The organism is Streptomyces sp. TLI_146 (genome assembly GCF_002846415.1).
In the GTDB taxonomy this organism is placed as follows: Bacteria; Actinomycetota; Actinomycetes; order Streptomycetales; family Streptomycetaceae; genus Streptomyces.
Window position 1 is genome coordinate 1,067,755 of the sequence record NZ_PJMX01000001.1, and the last position, 18,615, is coordinate 1,086,369.

Here is an 18,615-nt window from a genome sequence, read left to right on the forward strand (position 1 = left end):
GTCAGGCCCCGTCGTCCGCGTCCTCCCGCAACCCCGCCCGGTCGTGGAGGCGGCGCAGCGGCGCCGGGGCCCACCAGTTGGCGCGGCCCGCCAGCCGCATGAAGGAGGGGACCAGTACGGCGCGGACCAGGGTCGCGTCCAGGATCACCGCCAGGGCCAGGCCGACGCCGAGCAGCTTGAGCAGCGTCACCCCGGAGACCGCGAAGACGAACAGGACCACGGCCACCAGGACCGCCGCGGCCGTGATGATGCGGCCGGTGTGCTGGAGGCCGAAGGCCACCGACTCCGTGTTGTCGCCGGTGAGCAGGTAGCGCTCGCGGATACGGGACAACAGGAACACCTCGTAGTCCATGGAGAGGCCGAAGGCCACGCAGAACGTCAGGATCGGGATGGTGGCGTCCAGGGTGCCGGTGTGCAGCGGGCTGCCCACCAGGGACGACAGATGGCCCTCCTGGAAGACGAACACCATCGCCCCGAACGTGGCGCTGAGGCTGAGGGTGTTGAGCACCAGCGCCTTCAGCGGCATCAGAACGCTCCCGGTGAACAGGAACAGCAGCACCAGGGAGAAACCCACCACGATGCCGATCGCCGCCGGGGTGGCCCGGGTGATGGCCGCGGTGCTGTCCTTCACCTCGGCGGCCCGGCCGCCCACCCACACCCCCTCGGTGCCGTCGGGCGGCTCCACGTTCCGTAACCGGCCCACGAGTCGGGTCCCGGCGGAGGAGTCCTGCTCCACCGAGGAGACCACCGAGAGCAGCGCGGTGTCGCCGTCCACGAGGGCGGCGGAACCCGGACCGGGCTCCTGTGCCCGGCGGCCGCCCGCGTAGGCGCCGGTGGACGCGGTCACCTGGCGTACGCCGTGCACGGTGGACAGGGTGCGGGCGTAGGAGTCCAGGCCGGGCCCCGCGCCTTGGACCACCACCGGCACCGTGCCCAGCACGCCCGCGTCGAAGCGGTCGCGCAGCAGTTGCGTGGCGCGGTGCACCTGGGAGTCGGCGGGCAGCGAGCGGTCGTCGAAGAGGCCGGAGGAGACCCGGGTGAACGGGGAGGCGAGGACGAGCAGCAGCACGATCACGGCGCCTCCGTAGAGGGCCGGGCGGCGCATCACCGCCATCGCGAAGCGGTACCAGCGTCCGTTCTCGGGGGCGGTGGGCGGCGCGGCACCGCGCCACCGGGCGAAGACGTCGTAGCGGTTGACCCGGTGGCCCAGGACGGCGAGCAGCGCGGGCAGCACGAAGACCGCACCCGCGGCGGCGGTGAGGACCACCGCGATCCCGCCGTAGGCGAAGGACCGCAGGAAGAACTGGGGGAAGACCAGCAGGGCGACGAGGGACAGCGCCACGGTGAGAGCGGAGAACGCGACCGTCCGCCCGGCCCTGCGCACGGTCGGCACCAGGGCCTCGCGCACCGTGGCGCCGGTGCGCAGCTCCTCACGGAAGCGGGCGAGGATGAACAGGCTGTAGTCGATGGCGAGTCCGAGGCCCAGCGCGGTGGTGGAGTTCATCGAGTACACCGAGATCGACACGGTGCCCGCCAGCGCGTTGAGCATCGCCCGGCTCACCAGGATCGACAGCACCGCGATGACCAGCGGCAGAGCGGCGGCCACAGCGCTGCCGAAGATCAGCAGGAGGAGGACGAGGGTGATCGGTGTGGCTATCGCCTCGGCGAGCAGAAGGTCGTGCGCGGTCTGCTTGCCGACCTCCGACTGCACCTGCGCGGACCCGGCCGCCATCACCGTCAGCCCCCGCGCGTGCCGTCGCACGTCCGGCACCAGCCGCTCGGCGGTCTTCGCCCGGTCGTCCTCGTCGCCGCGCAGGGAGAGGGTGACGAGCCCGATGGAGCCGTCCCGGGAGCGCAGCGAGGGGGCGCGCCCGGCTCTCCAGTACGAGGTGGCCGCCCGCACGCCGGGGGTCCGCTCCGCCCGCCGGGTCAGTTCCGTACCCAGCGAGACCGACTGCGCCGAATCGACCGGACCGGCGCCGCTCAGCAGCAGCACCAGGTCGTCGTCGGTGCCCGGGAAGTGCTCGGCCACCAGGCGCTCGGCATGGGAGGACTGCGCCCCGGGATCCGCGAACCCGCCGTGGACCAGCCGGTTCTCCACCCCCAGGCCGCCGATTCCGGCCAGTACGACGACAACCGCGCTCACCCACAGCACGGCCGCGCGTCGCCGGTACAGCAACGCGCTGACGCGGTCGAACATGGGGGGTCCTCCGATCGTGGAGCGGGCGTTGCTCCGACGTACCGCACGGACCGGTGTCCTGTCTGCGGCACAACTCGGCCAGCTTTCCGGCCTGTTCGCTTGATGGGCCGGACCGGCCTGGCGATACTGGCTGGCGCACCGCGACGCCGAGGTGAGTGGGGCTCATGGACCAGGAACGCGCACTCCTCGACCTGCTCGGGCTGCTCGAACTGGACCCCGTGCCCGACCGGGGCGAGGGCGAGCACTTCCTCGGGCCGGCTCCGCTGGAGCCCTCCTCCCCCGTGTACGGAGGCCATCTGGCCGCCCAGGCGCTGGCCGCCGCCGGCCGTACGGTCCCCGACGGGCTCGACACGCACTCGGTGCACGCGTCCTTCACCCGGCCCGCCGTGCCGGACACGCCCTTCGAGCACCGGGTCGAACGGGTCAAGGACAGCACGTCCTTCGCCGCCCGACGGGTGTATACGAGCCAGCGCGGCCGGGAGGTGTTCGCGCTGGCCGCCTCCTTCCACCGGCCCGAGCCGGGCCTCGCCCACCAGGACCCCATGCCGTCGGTCCCGGCGCCGGAGGACCTGCCCACGTACGAGGAGCGGCTGACCAAGGCGTTCGGCGCGCAGGTGTCGCCGCTGGGCAAGCCCTACGACCAGCGGTTCGTGGGGCCGTTGAGCTTCGACGTGGAGAAGGATCCGTCGCTGGCGTCCGCCCGGACCCAGGTGTGGCTGCGTGCCAGGGGCGAGCTGCCGGCCGGGACGGGCGGCGACCGCGAACGGCTGCTCCACGCCTGCCTCCTGGTCTACATCTGCGACGTCACCATGCTGGAGACCGTGCTGGTGCGGCACGGCGTCTCGTGGTTCCACGCCAACGGCCGCAGCATCGACTACACGGTGTGGATCCACCACCCCTTCCGCGCGGACGACTGGCTGCTCTGCGCCCACGAGACGCCCGTGGCCGCCGGTGGGCGCGGCCTCGTCCTCGGCCGGGTCTTCACCCGTGACGGAATCCTGGCCGCCACTCTCGCCCAGGAGGGACTCCTGCGCGTGAGCGGCGGCCATGGGCAGACCGTTTGAGCCATCCCCGTACCGATGTGTACGGCCCCTATACGACCAGGCCGCCGGAGATCTCGATGGCCTGCCCGGTGATGTAGCGGGCCCGGTCGGAGGCGAGGAAGCACACCAGGTGCGCCACGTCCTGCGGGGTGCCGAAGGCGTGGCCGGGGATGAGGGATTGGAGGAACTCGGTCTTGTCGGGCGGTATCGCGGCTGTCATGTCGGTCTCGATGAGTCCCGGGGCGACCGCGTTGACGGTGACGCCCCGGGCCCCGATCTCCTTGGCCAGGGCCTTGGTGAAGCCGATCACCCCGGCCTTGGCGGCGGAGTAGGCCGTCTGACTGGGGATGCCGTGCAGCCCGGAGGACGAGGCGATGTTGATGATGGCGCCGCTGCGCTGTTTCACCAGCGGCATCAGCAGGGGTTTGGTGACGGTGTACATGCTGTCGAGGTTGGTGCCGATGACCTCGCGCCACTGCTGCGGGGTCATCCGGGCGAACAGGGTGTCCCGGGTGACGCCCGCGTTGTTGACGAGGACGTCGAACCGGTCGAGGTGGCCGAGCGCCGCGACGGCGAAGCGCTCGGCCTCGTCGGTGTCGGCGACATGGGCGTACAGCGGGACGCACCGCTGGTCGGGATGGGCCGCGTTCAGTTCGTCGGCGAGGGTGCGGGCGCGGTCCTTGTCGCTGTGGTAGCCGAAGACGACATCGGCGCCCTGCGCCAGTGCGAGACGCACCACCGCGGCGCCGATGCCGCGCGACCCGCCGGTGACGACGCAGCCGCGCCCCGCCAGGGGGAGGTCGTCCGTCACTGTCCGCTCCGGGACGCGGCCGCGGGCCGGACGGAGTCCTTCTTGCGCCGCGCCGCCTCCTCGCGCAGCTCGCGGTAGCGCTCCTCGGCGACCAGGGCGGAGAACATCGGCGCGTAGAACGGGCCGTCGCCGGTCAGAGTGATCCGCTCCGGTGTGATCCGCGCGTAGCCGCGCTCGGCCAGCGCGTCCCAGACGGTGGCGAACTTGTCGTAGATGTCGAGGCCGAAGGCGGCCGCGTACTGGGTGCGGTCGATCTCCGTGCTGATCAGGCTGCGGAAGAGCAGCATCATCAGCCAGTCCTCGGCGGTGTGCCGGTAGCCCCGTTCGACGGGGAACCGGCCGTTGTCGACGGCGGCCTTGTACTGGGCCAGGTTGCGTTGGTTGATGAACGACCAGGAGCGGCCCGAGGGGAGCGCGGGATTGCCGAAGAAGGTGATCGCCGCGTAGCCGAGTCCCAGGGTGTCCAGGTGGTCGAAGCGGGTCGTGTAGCCCTCGCGGAAGTCATGGGCCGCGGGGTCGCCGGGGCGGCGGAAGTTGTACGTGGACAGCTGCCGGTAGCCGCGGTCGAGCAGGAAGTCGCGCCCCGCCCGGTACATCTCCAGGTTGGCCAGGGTGCTGGGCAGTTCGTGGAAGCGGTTGAGGGCGAAGTCGGTGGGACCGCCGACGTTCAGCTCGTAGTGGGTGATGTCGTAGACGTCCCACGAGACCAGGGTCTCCAGGTCCTCCAGCATCGTGTCGACGGTCTGCTGCGGCCAGCCGAAGATCAGGTCGACGTTGGCGGACAGACCCAGTTCACGCGCCCACTCCAGGCTCTGGATGACGTGCTTGGTGGTCTGTTTGCGGCCGCTGAAGCTGTTGAGGCGTTCGTTGACCTGCTGCACGCCCATGCTGATGCGGTTCATCCCGGAGTCGCTGATGGCCTGCATCTTCTCCCGGGAGAACAGCTGGGGGATGCCTTCCAGGGTGAGGTCCGCCTGCTCCGAGATCTCCGGGAAGAGGCGGCGCACCATGTCCATCAGGCGGTGGTAGACGGGGCCTTTGTAGAGGTTGGAGGTGCCTCCGCCGAAATACGCTCCGGCGAGGACGGAGCCCTGCATCTGCTCCCGGTACATCTCCGCTTCCCGCTCCACGTATCCGTAGTAGTTCTCCAGGGCCGCGTTGCCCTGGAACTCCTCCACGGGGAAGAGGCAGTACCCGCACTTTCCGGGGTCGGTCTGGATGCAGTACGGGACGCCGACGTACAGGAACACGGGTGAGGTGCCGTGCGCTTCGCGCAGCTTGATCCGGTCCTCGGCGATCTCGTCGAGCGGCACGGACGTCTCGTTCCAGAAGCGCGGCGACGGGAAGCCGTGCTGGATCTTGTTGACCTGGCGTTCACCGAGGTGGCTGTCGAGGTAGTTGTTGACGAAGTCGGGGCTCAACACGATTGCTGGCACTTCCCCTCTGGTGGGATCTGCCGGATGTGGTCTGCCGAAGGCGGCGGAGGGCCGGGCTCAGGAGTGCGCCGGAGCTTCGGCACCGGCCGGGTCGGCCAGGATCACCTGGTGGAGGAGGTACTCCGCCAGTTCGTCGATGCTCTGGTACTCCAGGGCCTCCATGGCCTTGAAACGGAAGTCGAGCTTCTCCTGGATGCGCCGCTGGAGTTCGGTGATGGTCAGCGAGTCGAGGCCGATCTCAAGGAGGGCGAGCGACGGGTCGAGATCGCTCATGTCGATCTCCAGCTCCGTCGACATCCGGCCCAGCGTGTCGACGATCTCGACCATGAGCCAGTCGATGACCGCCTGCCGGCGCTCCCCTGCCGCCAGGGGCTCCACGTGTGCGCGCAGTTCGCGCCGCGACTCGCCGCTCTCACGCGAGCGACTGCCGCCGGGCCCGGCCGGGGCCGCGTCCGGGTCGGTCAGGGAGCCCACGCGCCGGAACTCGATGGCGTCGAGGTCCGCGACAAGGCGCCCGGTGTCGTCCAGGACGCGCAGCCGCGCCGTGAACGCGGTGTCGGTGGCGTCGGCCAGCCGGACATGGCCCCAGATCTGGTCGGGCAGGGGCCCGTGCAGCACCATCCGGCCGATTCCCACCGGGAGGTAGGTGCCCCTGGCCGCGCCGTCGCGGGCCGCGGCCGCGGCCAGGTGCAGACAGCCGTCGAGCATGGTCGCGAACCGGTGCGGATGCCCGGCCCGGGCCGCGCCGTCGGGAGCGGCGGTGATCCGGCCCAGCGCCTGGCCGCCCGCCTCGTCGGTCCACAGCTCGCGGACGGTGGAGAAGCTGGCGCCGTACTCCAGGCCGTCCTCCCGCAGCAGCCCGTACAAACGCCCGGGCGCGAGCGAGGTGGACATCTGTGCGCGCAGATCGTCCAGGCGCTCGGCGAATTCGCCGGGTCGCTCGCCGACGGGCCCGACCGTCCCGTGGCAGTACCGGGGCGCGTCGTCGCCGTCGCCTCCCGCCACGGTGAACCGGAAGCGGCCGTCGGCCGGGGCGCCCTCGCCCGCCAGGTCCACCCGTACGCTGCTGGGCCTGGCCGGGGCCAGGACGAGCGGCCGCACGAAGCTGACGTCGGTGAGCTCGACCGGTGTGGAGCCGTGGCCGTCGGCCGAGGCGCGGGCGTCGACGGCCAGCTCCAGATAGCCGGTGGCCGGGAAGACGGTCGCACCGAGGATGCGGTGGTCCACCCAGGGGGTGCCGGGCCGCAGGTCCTGCCGGTGGACGCGGTGCGCGGCCGGTCGCGGCTCGGGGGCTGCCTGCCGTGGCGGAGCCACCGGTGCCGTCGCCGCGCGGCCGGTGTCCTCGGGCGTCACCCAGTACCGGTCCCTGCGGAAGGGGTACTGCGGGGCGTCGGAGGTACGGCGGTGGCGGGGGCCGCGGTAGAGCGCGGGCAGATCGACGGCGGCACCCGCCGTGAACAGGGCGCCCGCGGCGGCGAGGAGGTTGCGTACGTCCCGCCCGTCCTGCTGGAGCGTGGAGATCACCGTCACGTCGGCCTTGCCGAACGCCTCCGCCACATACGTCCGCAGCGCGGGGTGGGGACCGATCTCGACGACCGCCGTGCAACCGCCGGCGGCCACCGCACGCAGGGCGTCGTGGAACCGGACCGGCCGCCGGGCCTGCTGGCTCCAGTACTCGGGTCCCTCCTCACCGGTCAGTGCCTCGCCCGTGGCTCCGGAGAACACCGGGACGGCCGGGGCGACAGGACTCAGCGTGGCGGCTGCCTTGTCCAGCTCGGGCAGGACCGGGTCCATCAGTGGCGAGTGGAAGGCGTGGGAGGTGCGCAGCCGGGTGGTGCGGACGCCCTGCTCTCCGGCGAGGCGCGCCACTTCGTCCACGGCTTCGGCCCGCCCGGAGACGACCACGGCGCGCGGCCCGTTGACCGCGGCCAGACTGACGTCGGCCTCCCGTCCGGACAGCCAGCCCTCGATGGTTCCGGGGTCGGCGGCGACGGCCAGCATCACGCCGTCGCGCGGCAGTTCACCCATGAGTCGGCCGCGTACCGCGCTGAAGCGGGCGGCATCCTCCAGGGTGAGCATCCCGGCGACGCACGCGGCGACGACTTCGCCGATGCTGTGCCCCACCACCGCGTCCGGCACCGCTCCCCAGGAGCGCAGCAGGGAGGCGAGCGCGTACTCGACGGCGAACAGCGCCGGCTGCGCGAGCCGTGTGTCGTCGAGCGCTTGCGGTGACTGCTCGTCGAAGAGGAGCTGCCGCAGCGGTACGGGCAGTTCGCCGTCCAGCACCTCGGCGCACCGGTCGATCGCGGCGGCGAACTCCGGCTCGTGGTCGTACAGTTCGCGGCCCATGCCCGGGTACTGGACGCCCTGGCCGGTGAAGACGAAGGCCGTCTTCGCGGCCTTGACCGGGTGGCCGCCGGTCACTGACGGGGGTGTGCGCCGGGTCCGCCACAGCCGCAGGTCGTTGGCGATCTCGGTGCCGCCCCGTCCGGTCACCGCGAGGCGGTGGCGGTGGGCGGCCCGCCCGGCGGCGGCGGTGTAGACAGCGGCGGGCAGGCTGTCCCGGTCGGTGCGCGAGAGGTACCGCGCCCAGCGGTCGGCCAGCGCGTCCAGGCTCGTGGACGACTTGGCGGACAGCACGAGCAGCTCGGCGGGGCGCCGCCGTACCGCATCGGTGCGGCGGCGCGGGCTCGGGGCTTCGCGCAGCAGCACATGGGCGTTGGTGCCGCTGTAGCCGAAGGAGTTGACGGCGGCCAGACGCGGCGCGGCGCCCCGGGGCCACGGCACCGGCTCGGTGGGGATCTCCACCGCGGCACCCCTGAGATCGATCTTGGGGTTGAGGCGGTCGAGGTGGACGCTGGGGTAGATGGTCTCGCGGTGCAGGGAGAGGGCGGCCTTGAGGACGCCGAGGAGTCCCGCCGCGGCTTCGGTGTGTCCGAAGTTGCTCTTCGCCGAGCCGACGTACAGCGGCCGCCCGGCGGTGCGCGGCCGCCCGTACGCGTTGGCGATGGCGCCCATCTCGATGGGGTCGCCGACCGGGGTCCCGGTGCCGTGCGCCTCGACGTAGTCGACCTGCGCCGGGTCGATGCCGCTGCGGGTGAGGACCGCGCGCATCACCTCCTCCTGGGTCCGCCCGTTGGGGGCGGTCAGCGCGGGGGTGCGTCCGTCGTGGTTGATGGCGGTGCCGACGATGTGGGCGAGGACGGGATCGCCGCGTTCCTCGGCGAGCGACTGACGGCGCAGCAGCGCGGCCACACAGCCCTCGCTGCGGACGTATCCGTCCGCCTTCGCGTCGAACGACCGGCACTGCCCGCTGGGCGAGAACAGGCCGAGTTTGCAGAACGCGATGTGGACCTGCGGGTTGAGGATCAGATTGACCCCGGCCACGATGGCCGAGTCGCACTCGCCGGTGAGGATGGACTGCCGGGCCAGGTGCATGGCGACCAGCGAGCCGGAACAGGCCGTGTCCACCGTGAGACACGGGCCCTTCAGGTCCAGGAAGTGGGCGACGCGACCGGCGCTGATGCTCATCGAGTCGCTCATCGAGTCGTATGCCGTGATGCCGTTGAGGCCCAGGGCCTCGTGCTTGAGGATGAAGTAGCTGTTGCTGTTCATGAGAGCCAGGAAGACACCGGTGTTGCTGCCCCTGATCTCGTCGGCGTTCTGCCCGGCGTGCTCCAGGGCGTGCCACACGGTCTGCAGGAGCAGGCGCTGCTGCGGGTCCATGCGGGTCGCCTCGGCGTCCGAGATGCCGAAGAACGTCGCGTCGAAGAGGTCGACGTCGTCGACGAATCCGCCGTGCCGGGTATAGGTCTTGCCCAGGGCCAGGGGATCGGGATCGTAGAACTCGTCCACGTCCCAGCGGCTGGACGGTATTTCCTCGACGCAGTCCCGTCCTTCCGACAGGACGGTGTGCATATCGTCCAGCCCGTGGACCTTACCGGGCAGTGTGCATCCGATCCCTACTAACGCAATGGGCTCAGCGTCCATGCCGATCTCCTTCGGCTGGGGGTGACGGCGCTGTCGTCGTGGCGGGGCCCACACGGGGTGACGGCCCAGGACGGCCACAGGGGGTGAAGTGTCAAAGCACGTTCACTTGCCGGCTTCCAGGGTTTCGGCGAACCGCCGGTCCACGCATGAGTCAGCCGAAATGCCCTTTAGCGCACCTTTGCAAGGCTAGGTGCGGGGCGGCGGCGGGGTCAAGCGCTCCCTCGGCGGGCACGGCGGTGCGTCCGGGGGTGTGCCACGGCGCGGCGGCGCGGCATGGGGCGGGCGTCCAACTCGGCGCGCGCTCACAGGAGTTGAGCGTGTGACGACTGCACCTTCACGGGGCGGCGCGGACCTCCGTTCGCGACGGGAACCAGTCAGTCCGACCCGCTGTCATACCGCCATACGGTCACAGTGACGCGATGAGCCACTGTTGGCTGAAATCCCCTGTGTAGGTTTGTTCGACGATCTTCGCGCCGTCGGCGGTCGCGCTCCCGGCCACCCCGAGCACCTTGCCGGTGCTGACGCTGACGAGTTTCACGTACCCGTCACTGGTGGGCACCGGCCGCCACCGCTGATTGGCGCCACCGTTGGCGGGCCACTGGATGACCGGTGTGCCGTCAGCGGACGCGTTTGCCTGTATGTCGACGAGCTGGCCCGAGTGCACATTCGCCCACGTGCAGGTCCCGTCGGCGGCCGTGGTGCGGCGCCACTGCTGGTTGGCGCCGCCGTTGCCGCCCCACTGGTTCAGCTGCACACCATAAGCGGTTGACCAGTCCGGTACGTCGAGGAGTTTGCCGCTGCGCCGGTTGGTGAGAGTGCAGGGGGTTTCGACGAGGGTCGCCCGGAACGGGACGGGCTGCGGGCGCAGTTGGTGCAGGTCGAGGACGAGGATCTCGTTCTGTCCGACGGTGAGCCATGGGGCGGGGCAGTACAGGCGCTGCTGCGGTCCGATGGACCAGTACCGGCCGAGGTTGTGTCCGTTCACCCAGACGACGCCCTTGGTCCAGCCGGACATGTCGAGGTAGGTGTCGCCGGTCTCGGCGAGGGTGACCGCGGCGCGGAAGAAGAGGCCCGCGCGGCCGGGGTCGCTGATCATCGGACGCAGGTGTGCGACGAACGCCTCGTCGACCGGGAGGGCATACGTCTGCCAGTCGCTCACCGTGCCGTCGAGCGGCCCCGCACCGGAGAGGGAGACCTGCTGGGTGATGCCCTTGCGGTCGACCAGGCCGTGGCCGAAATTGGTCCGCCCCATACCCTCGACGAGAATGTCCAACGTGGGCCTTGCGCCCGCAGAGCCGAGTGCGAGACGCGAGCCCGTGGTCACCTTCAGCGGCGTCGCGTACGCGGAGGGCACCGCCGGGCGGGAGATACCTCCCTGGTAGACACCGTCGAGGAAGACGGTGGCGTAGTCATGGACGGAGGTGACGTCGAGCGTGCCTCCCGCGTACCCGGAGAGGACCTTGCGGTAGAGCATGAACCCGGAGTTCTGCCCGTAGTTCTCCATGGGCTGCGGCGCGACCGTCTGCGCGGGCGGCAGAGCGGCGGGCAGGTTGTCCCACAGCGACGCGTAGGCGCTCGGGACCGGCGCGTCGTTTCCGCTACGCGTAATGGTGGGGATCGGTTCCGGTACGGGTGGCAGTGAGACACCCGGATAGCCGCCGATGAGCGAGCGGTACGCGGCGTACTTCGGCGCGGGCCGCCCCTGTTCGGTGATCGGCGCCCCGTAGTCGTAGGTCGTGATGTCGGCGGTGTAGCCGCTTCCGTCGTCGTTCGCGTTGGCACCGGCCCAGTAACCGAAGTTGGTGCCGCCGTGCACCACGTAGACGTTGAACGACTGCCCTGCGTCCATCAGCTCCCGCAGCGCCCCGGAGAGGTCGGTGTCCTGCCCGGCGAAGGCACCCTCGCCCCAGTGCGTGAGCCATCCCGGGTAGAGCTCCCCCGACATCGCCGGAACCCGCGGGTACGCCGTGCGGCACGCCCTGATGTCCGAGGAGGTCCCGCCGCTGAGACCGATCGCCCCGCCGGTGACGTTGGTGTGGTTCGCCACGACCTGGCCGAGCCCGTCCTGGGTGTAGAACGGCCCCTCCACCCCTGCCCCGAGCCACAGTTGGCGCAGCTGCTCCAGGTACGTGCCGTCGCTGCCGTACGAGCCGTACTCGTTCTCGATCTGCACCATCAGGATCGGGCCGCCGTTGACGGCCATCAGCGGCCGGACGGCCGGGGCGATCGCGTTCACGTACCGGGCCACGGCCGCCATGTAGTCCGGGTCCTGGCCCGCGTTCACCCGCAGCCGCACGGACGGCTTCTTCAGGAGGTACGAGGGCAGGCCGCCCAGGTCCCATTCGCCGCAGACGTACGGGCCCGGGCGCAGCAGCACGTACATGCCCTCCTGCGCGCAGAGCCGGATGAAGGCGGCGAAGTCACGCCGGTCGGTGGTGAGGTCGAAGACGCCGGGCCGCTCTTCGAGGTAGTTCCACATCACGTACAGCGCGATGGTGTTGAGCCCCATCGCCTTGGCCATCCGGATGCGGTGGCGCCAGTACTGCACGGGGATGCGGGCGGGGTGCATCTCGCCGCTGCGGATCTGGAACACGGCGCCGTCGAGGACGAACCGGGATCCGTCGGCGGAGAAGCCGAAGGTGTGCCCGGCGGCGGAGGCGCGCCTGCCGGAGACGGCCAGCGCGGCGGCCGGGCTCAGGGCGGCGGCGACCAGCAGGGTGCGTCGGTGCATGCGTACTCCCCGGTGCGGCAGGCGAACTGCGGGCGGGTCATGAGGCGTTCGGCGGCACGTGAGGCGGGCGGAAGGACACGCGCCTCTCCGCTGTGCTGCGCCGCAACGTAATTAATCGATCAAGAAGCGTCAAGAGTGCACGTAATCAAACACAACACCTTCAGGGCGCGCGCTTCGGAACCTCCTCGCACCCCTGGCCGCGATCAACTCAAGCTGTCTGCACGGTGATTGAAGGTGCTTCAAACCCCGCGCTACGATGCACCATCAATCACGCCAGGCCGCACGTCCCCTTCTCACGACAGAGGAGCTCCCCGTGCCACGCCCCCCACGTTCACCCCGTAGACGCACCGCCCTGACCGCGGCCGCCGCCGCCCTGCTGTGCCTGCCGCTCGCCACGGCGACCGCCGCGCACGCGTCGCCCGAGACCGCTCCCGTGGCGGCTCAAGTACCGGCCCCCACCCCGCCGATGGGCTGGAACGACTGGGCCCACTACCAGTGCGGCGTCACCGAGCAGACCGTCACCGCCAACGCCGACGCGCTCGTCTCGACCGGCCTCGCCGCCAAGGGATACACCACGGTGACCGTGGACGACTGCTGGACGACCCGGTCGCGGGACGCCGACGGGAACCTCGTCGCCGACCCGGTCAAGTTCCCGCACGGCATGGCCTGGCTCGGCCAGTACCTCCACGCCCGCGGGCTCCGGTTCGGGATCTACGAGGACGCGGGCTCGTCGACCTGCGGCGGCTACCCCGGCAGCGGACGGCCCCAGGGCGGCGGCGCGGACCACTTCGCCAAGGACGCCGCCGCCTTCGCCTCCTGGGGCGTGGACTACCTCAAACTCGACGGCTGCAATGTGTACGTGGCTCCGGGCCAGACGCAGGAGCAGGCCTACCGGCAGGCGTACGACGCCCAGGCGACGGCGCTGCGCGGCTCGGGCCGCGAGATCGTGTTCTCCGAGTCCGCGCCCGCCTACTTCCAGAGCGGCGAATGGGGCAACCCCACCTGGTTCGACGTACTGTCCTGGGTCGGCTCGGACGGCCAGCTCTGGCGCGAGGGCTGGGACATCGCCACCTACGATCCCGCGCGGCCTAACACGAGCCGCTGGTCCAGCGTGCTCGCCAACTACGGCTACAACCGCTGGATCGGCCGCTACGCCCACCCGGGCAACTGGAACGACCCGGACTTCCTGATCGCGGGCGCGGGCGGGCTCACCGACGACGAGTCCCGCAGCCAGGTCGCGCTGTGGTCGATGATGGCCGCGCCACTCATCCTCTCCTCGGACGTCTCCAAGCTCACCCCGGCCGCCCGGTCCGCGCTGGGCAACACCGAGCTGATCAAGGTGGACCAGGACGGCCTCGGCCGGCAGGCGGGCGTGGTGTCCACGGACGGCAGCACCGACGTCCTGGCCCGGCCGCTCGCCGACGGGGACCGCGCGGTCGCCGTCCTCAACCGGAGTGCGACCGCCCGTACCCTCTCCACCGCGCTCGCCGACGTCGGCCTGCCGGGCTGCACGGTGACCGCCAAGGACCTGTGGACCGGCGCCACCTCGACGGTCGGCGGCAGTCTGACCGCGACCGTTCCCGCCCACGGCACGGCGGTCTGGCGCCTCACCCCCGGCAGCGGCTGCGGTACCGCCGTCCCCACCGGCCAGCTCACCGGCAACGGCGCCAAGTGCGCGGACGTCACCGGCAGCGGCACGGCCGACGGCACCCAGGTGATCCTCTACACCTGCACCGGCAACCCCAACCAACGCTGGACCACCGGCACCGACCGCACCCTGCGCTCACTCGGCAAGTGCCTGACCGCGAGCGGCACCACCGCCGGCGGCTCCGTCACCCTGTCCACGTGCACGGGCACCACCGCCCAGCAGTGGAACGCGAACCCCGACGGCACAGTCCGCAGTGCCGCGAGCGGGCTGTGCCTCGATGTGTACGGGGGCGGTACGGCCGACGCGACCAAGCTCGACACCTGGACGTGCGGCCACCTCCAGGCCAACCAGGTCTGGGCGATGCCCAACTGACAAGGCGGCCTGTTCGGCCCGGCACTGTCAGCCGAAGCGGACGCTGGAGAAGCGCAGCCCCTTCGGACCCTGCTTGCCGGCGGCGATCTTCGTGGCCTTGCCCTTGCACTGCTTACCGGCGAAGACCGTCGCCGACGAGCCCGTCCCGTTGTGCGGGCTGGACGCCGCCTGGGACATCGTGAAGCACTTGCCGTCCGGCAGGTTCTCCACGAAGTACGGCCGGCCCGCGCTCTGGAACGTGAACGGGCCCTTCGCGGCGACGGCCGTCCCTACCGGGACGGTCAGGGCGAAGCTCAGCCCGACGAGAGCGACGGCGAACGGACGGATAAGACGCATTATTGATCCCCTGTTGGACAACGAAACGGCGAAGCGGAAGTGCTTCACTCACACAACGACACTCAGCGGCAGGCGACACGAGCGGGGCGCTTCGTCGGATCTTCGGACGAGGGCTGGACAGACCCCGGTCCGCCGCCCGGCAAACCCCAGGAGCCGAAAGCCGGTTGACTTGGAGTGCACTCCAGCACCTAGCGTCCTGAACAGATCGTTTCCAGTTCAGGAGGCAGCAACATGACCACCGTTCCCACCCGTTACCTGGGCAGCCTGGCGGTTTCGGCGCAGGGCCTGGGGTGCATGGGCATGAGCCACGGCTACGGCGCCACGGACGACACCCAGTCCATCGCCACCCTGCACCACGCCCTCGACCTCGGGGTGACCTTGCTGGACACCTCCGACTACTACGGCTCCGGCCACAACGAGGAGCTGATCGGACGGGCGCTCGTCGGGCGGCCCCGTGACGAGGTGGTGCTGGCCACCAAGTTCGGCTTCGCCAACAGCCTGGGCGAGCCCACCCTCATCCGCGGGGACGCCGCCTATGTACGGCAGGCGTGCGAGGCGTCGCTGCGGCGCCTCGGGGTCGACCACATCGACCTCTACTACCAGCACCGGGTCGACCCGTCGGTGCCGATCGAGGAGACCGTGGGCGCCATGGCCGAGCTGGTCCAGGAGGGGAAGGTGCGCCACCTCGGGCTGTCCGAGGCCGGTGCCCAGACCATCCGGCGGGCGCACGCGGTGCACCCCATCGCGGCGCTGCAGAGCGAGTGGTCGCTGTGGACCCGTGACCTGGAGGCGGAGATCGCCCCGGTCTGCCGTGAACTCGGCATCGGTCTCGTCCCGTTCTCGCCGCTCGGCCGGGGCTTCCTGACCGGCCAGTACAGCTCGGTCGACAAGCTGGAGGCCACCGACATACGGCGCACCCAGCCGCGCTTCGCCGACGGCAACCTGGAACGGAACCTGGCGATCGTGGCGAAGCTCAACGAGCTGGCCACGGCCAAGGGCGTCACCGCGGGGCAGCTCGCCCTGGCCTGGGTGCAGCACCGGGGCCAGGACGTGGTGCCGATCCCCGGCACCCGGCGTCAGCGCTACCTGGAGGAGAACCTCGCGGCCCTGACCGTCGAGCTGTCCCCGGAGGACCTCGCCGCCATCGAGGCCGCCGCCCCGTCCGAGCAGATCGCCGGCACCCGCTACGACTCCACCAGCCTCACCTTCGTCGACAACTGAGCCGCCGAGGAATCGGCCCGGGCAGCGGCCGGGCCGATCCGGGCCTCGCGGAACGCCGCCCTCGACCCGTACGTGAACGGGGCGAGTCCGACGACGTGGTTGTGCCCGTGGTCGAACTGACCGCCACGCCCTGAGAACGCCTGCGGACCGCAACCTCACCCGGCCGGTGAGCGCGGCACGGCCACAGCGTCGGCAGCGCTACTGCCCGGTGGGGGCAATGTGGGCCTTGGCGTCCTCGTACGTGCCCTCGGGCTTCTGGTCGGCCGGGCCGTAGACCAGGTTCAGCACTCCCGTCTGGAAGGCCTCCGAAGAGATCAGCTTCAGCGGGACCGAGGGCTCGCCCTCGTCGAACAGGCGCATGCCCTTGCGTACGGCGAGCGGGTGCACCAGCAGGTGCAGCTCGTCCAGGAGTCCAGCCGCCAGCAGCTGGCGGATGACCGAGATCGAGCCGCTCAGGGCGATGTCGCCGCCCGGCTCGTTCTTCAGGGCGGTGACGGCGTCGACGAGGTCGCCCTCCAGCTGCTCGGAGTTCCGCCAGGTGAAGTCCAGCTTCCGGCTCGACGCCACGATCTTGCGCGCGTCACCCAGCATCTTGGCGAAGCCCGCGTCCTCGCCGCCCGCCGCCTCGCGCTCCGGCCACGCCCCGGCGAAGCTCTCGTAGGTCTTGCGGCCGAACAGCACGGTGTCGGCATCGGCGAGCATCGCGCCGACCGCCGCGCCCATCTCGTCGTTGAAGTACGGGAAGTGCCACTGGTCGGGCGCCTCCACCACACCGTCGAGCGAGATGAAGACGCCAGCCGTGATCTTCCTCATGATGTTCCTCCCAGATACCTCGCGGTCGCGGTCTGCTCCAGTAAGACGGCGCGAGTGCGGGGAACTCATCGGTGTCCGCGCGCTCTTTTCCCCTCCCGCGCGCCACGACTACGCCGCCGGTTGGCTTGTTCGCGCTCTGTGACGGCGGCGGTGAGTACGTTGAGGTGGTCCCCGAACAGCACGCACAGAACCGCACCCGCACCTGGCACAAGGAGTACGACCCATGCCGTACGACCGCGCATCGAGTTCCGAGCAGGCGACCCGCAGCTACTACGACACCGCCGACGTCGACGCGTTCTACGAAGCCGTGTGGGGCGGCGAGGACATCCACACCGGGATCTACACCCATGACCAGGAGTCGATCGCGACGGCCTCGCGCCGTACGGTCGAGCAGGCCGCGGACAAGGTGAGCGGTCTGCTCACCGCGGACAGCACGGTGCTGGACCTCGGGTCGGGCTACGGCGGCGCCACCCGCTATCTGGCCGGACGCTTCGGGTGCCGAGTCGTCGCCCTCAACCTCAGCGAGTCCCAGAACGCGCGCCATCGCGCCACGAACGCCGAGCGCGGCCTCGACGCCCTGATCGAGGTCGTCACCGGGTCCTTCCACGACATCCCCTTCCCGGACCGCAGCTTCGACGTCGTCTGGTCCCAGGAGGCGTTCTGCCACAGCGGCGACCGCACCCGGCTGCTCAGCGAAGCCGTGCGCGTGCTCAAGCCGGAAGGGGCGCTCGTCTTCACCGATCTGATGGCCGCCGAGGACGTCCCCGTCCGCACCCTGCGCCCCGCCGTGTCCCGCCTGGGCGTGGACGCCCTGGCCACCCCGAACCTGTACCGCCAGACGCTCGCCGGACTCGGCCTGACCCGCACCGACTTCGACGACCGCAGCGGCGAGATCCTCACCCACTACGAACGCCTCACCGCCGAGACCAGCCGACGGGAGCACGAACTGCGCCAGATCATCAGCCCGGCGTACGTCGACGGTCTGCTCGCCAATCTGCCGCTGTGGGTGGACGCGGCCCACCGAGGACACCTGCGCTGGGGCATCTTCACCGCCCGGCGCGCCTGAACCTCAGTCCCGCCCGCCGCGCGCGGGCGGTTCGGGCAGCCAGTCGTGCGCCGGGTCGTACTCCAGCCATCGGCTCCGCGCCGCCTCCGCCGCGCAGGCGGCGGTGAGGCCGTCAAGGCCCGGGTGTCCGCTGCCGGTGCGCCACAGCAGTGACCAGGCGTAGAGCGGTGTGGGTCCGACCAGGGGAACGGAGCACAGCCCGGGGACCGGCGGCAGGGGCACGTCGGCGGGCAGGAGCGAGAAGCGCCGCGGGTCGTCGGCCACCTCCGTGAGGAAGTGGCCGACGCCCAGGTTGACGCCGGCGGCCCGGTCCGGGATGTCGAACCGCTCGGCGAACTGGTGGAGGAAGTCGAGCCGGTCCAGCGCACCGGGCGCCCACAGCACGCTGCCGCGCAGCTGCTCCGGCCGTAGCTCCGGTTCGGCGGCGAGGGGGTGGCGCGTACTCAGCACGGCGTCCACCGGTTCGAGGCGGACGAGACGGTGGGCGAGGCCCGCGTGCAGCGGAGGGTGGACCCGGCCGAAGGCGGCGTCGATGTCGCCGCGCAGCAGCGCCGCCGTCACCGACGGCAGATCGCGGCCGTGCCCGAGCACCAACTCCCCGGCCCGTCCGGCGACTTGGGCCAGCGTCCGCATCGGCGCGTAGAGGTGCCCCCAGACATCCACCCGCAGCGGGCGGTCCTTCCCGACCGCCGTCGCCACTGCCGCGTCGGCGGCGGCCAGCGCCTGCCTGGCCGGTGAAAGGAAACGCTGTCCGGCCTCGGTGAGGCGTACGCCGTTGCCGTCGCGCCGGAACAGCTCGGTGCCGAGCAGGGACTCCAGCCGCGCGATCCTCTTGGAGAGCGCCTGCTGCGAGAGGGCGAGCGTCGCGGCCGCCCGTCCGAAGTGCATTTCCTCGGCGGCGCGTACAAAGGCACGTACCTGCGCCATGTCGAGATCCACGGCTCCCAC

General features: G+C 71.1%; 12 protein-coding genes. 4 read left to right on the top strand and 8 right to left on the bottom strand.

Features of this window, described 5'->3' with window-relative positions:
- Nucleotide 1: 1 nt before the first annotated feature.
- Nucleotides 2–2,200: an MMPL family transporter gene (locus tag BX283_RS04910; protein ID WP_101386429.1), complete on the bottom strand. Its 2,199-nt coding sequence runs from the start codon at nt 2,198–2,200 to the stop codon at nt 2–4.
- Between the two features lie 164 nt (nt 2,201–2,364).
- Here BX283_RS04910 and BX283_RS04915 point away from each other — a divergent pair, with 164 nt between their 5' ends.
- A complete protein-coding gene (locus tag BX283_RS04915) occupies nt 2,365–3,264 on the top strand; it encodes an acyl-CoA thioesterase II (RefSeq protein ID WP_101386430.1) in 900 nt (299 codons plus the stop codon).
- A gap of 28 nt (nt 3,265–3,292) precedes the next feature.
- Here BX283_RS04915 and fabG read toward each other — a convergent pair whose 3' ends face one another.
- The 4 genes from fabG to BX283_RS04935 all read right to left on the bottom strand — a co-directional run bounded on the left by fabG (nt 3,293) and on the right by BX283_RS04935 (nt 12,211).
- Nucleotides 3,293–4,054 carry a 3-oxoacyl-ACP reductase FabG gene (gene fabG / locus BX283_RS04920; RefSeq protein WP_101386431.1) on the bottom strand — a complete coding sequence of 254 codons (762 nt, stop codon included), beginning with the start codon at nt 4,052–4,054 and terminating at the stop codon, nt 3,293–3,295.
- Complete coding sequence (locus BX283_RS04925) at nt 4,051–5,490, bottom strand: coproporphyrinogen-III oxidase family protein (protein ID WP_101386432.1); 1,440 nt, start codon at nt 5,488–5,490, stop codon at nt 4,051–4,053. Before BX283_RS04925 ends, fabG begins: the two co-directional genes overlap by 4 nt.
- A 57-nt stretch (nt 5,491–5,547) precedes the next feature.
- Nucleotides 5,548–9,480: a type I polyketide synthase gene (locus BX283_RS04930; RefSeq protein ID WP_101386433.1), complete on the bottom strand. Its 3,933-nt coding sequence runs from the start codon at nt 9,478–9,480 to the stop codon at nt 5,548–5,550.
- A 406-nt stretch (nt 9,481–9,886) separates the two neighbouring features.
- Nucleotides 9,887–12,211: a beta-galactosidase gene (locus BX283_RS04935; RefSeq protein WP_101386434.1), complete on the bottom strand. Its 2,325-nt coding sequence runs from the start codon at nt 12,209–12,211 to the stop codon at nt 9,887–9,889.
- Between the two features lie 313 nt (nt 12,212–12,524).
- Between BX283_RS04935 and BX283_RS04940 the strand changes: the two genes are divergently transcribed.
- Nucleotides 12,525–14,231, top strand: a complete 1,707-nt coding sequence (locus BX283_RS04940) for a ricin-type beta-trefoil lectin domain protein (protein ID WP_218976510.1) — start codon at nt 12,525–12,527, stop codon at nt 14,229–14,231.
- A gap of 27 nt (nt 14,232–14,258) precedes the next feature.
- Here BX283_RS04940 and BX283_RS04945 read toward each other — a convergent pair whose 3' ends face one another.
- Nucleotides 14,259–14,567, bottom strand: a complete 309-nt coding sequence (locus BX283_RS04945) for a hypothetical protein (RefSeq protein WP_101386436.1) — start codon at nt 14,565–14,567, stop codon at nt 14,259–14,261.
- Between the two features lie 231 nt (nt 14,568–14,798).
- On the opposite strand from BX283_RS04945, the gene BX283_RS04950 reads away from it, so the two are divergent.
- A complete protein-coding gene (locus BX283_RS04950; protein ID WP_101386437.1) occupies nt 14,799–15,788 on the top strand; it encodes an aldo/keto reductase in 990 nt (329 codons plus the stop codon).
- A 198-nt stretch (nt 15,789–15,986) separates the two neighbouring features.
- On the opposite strand, the gene BX283_RS04955 is transcribed toward BX283_RS04950, so the two are convergent.
- Nucleotides 15,987–16,601, bottom strand: coding sequence for a dihydrofolate reductase family protein (locus tag BX283_RS04955; RefSeq protein ID WP_180357055.1), 615 nt, complete (start codon nt 16,599–16,601; stop codon nt 15,987–15,989).
- A 223-nt stretch (nt 16,602–16,824) separates the two neighbouring features.
- On the opposite strand from BX283_RS04955, the gene BX283_RS04960 reads away from it, so the two are divergent.
- Nucleotides 16,825–17,667 (top strand): class I SAM-dependent methyltransferase, encoded by an 843-nt coding sequence (locus tag BX283_RS04960; protein ID WP_101386438.1) that lies wholly within the window; start codon nt 16,825–16,827, stop codon nt 17,665–17,667.
- A gap of 3 nt (nt 17,668–17,670) precedes the next feature.
- Here the strand turns inward: BX283_RS04960 and BX283_RS04965 are convergent, their stop codons facing one another.
- Complete coding sequence (locus tag BX283_RS04965) at nt 17,671–18,606, bottom strand: LysR family transcriptional regulator (protein ID WP_101392136.1); 936 nt, start codon at nt 18,604–18,606, stop codon at nt 17,671–17,673.
- Nucleotides 18,607–18,615: the final 9 nt, after the last annotated feature.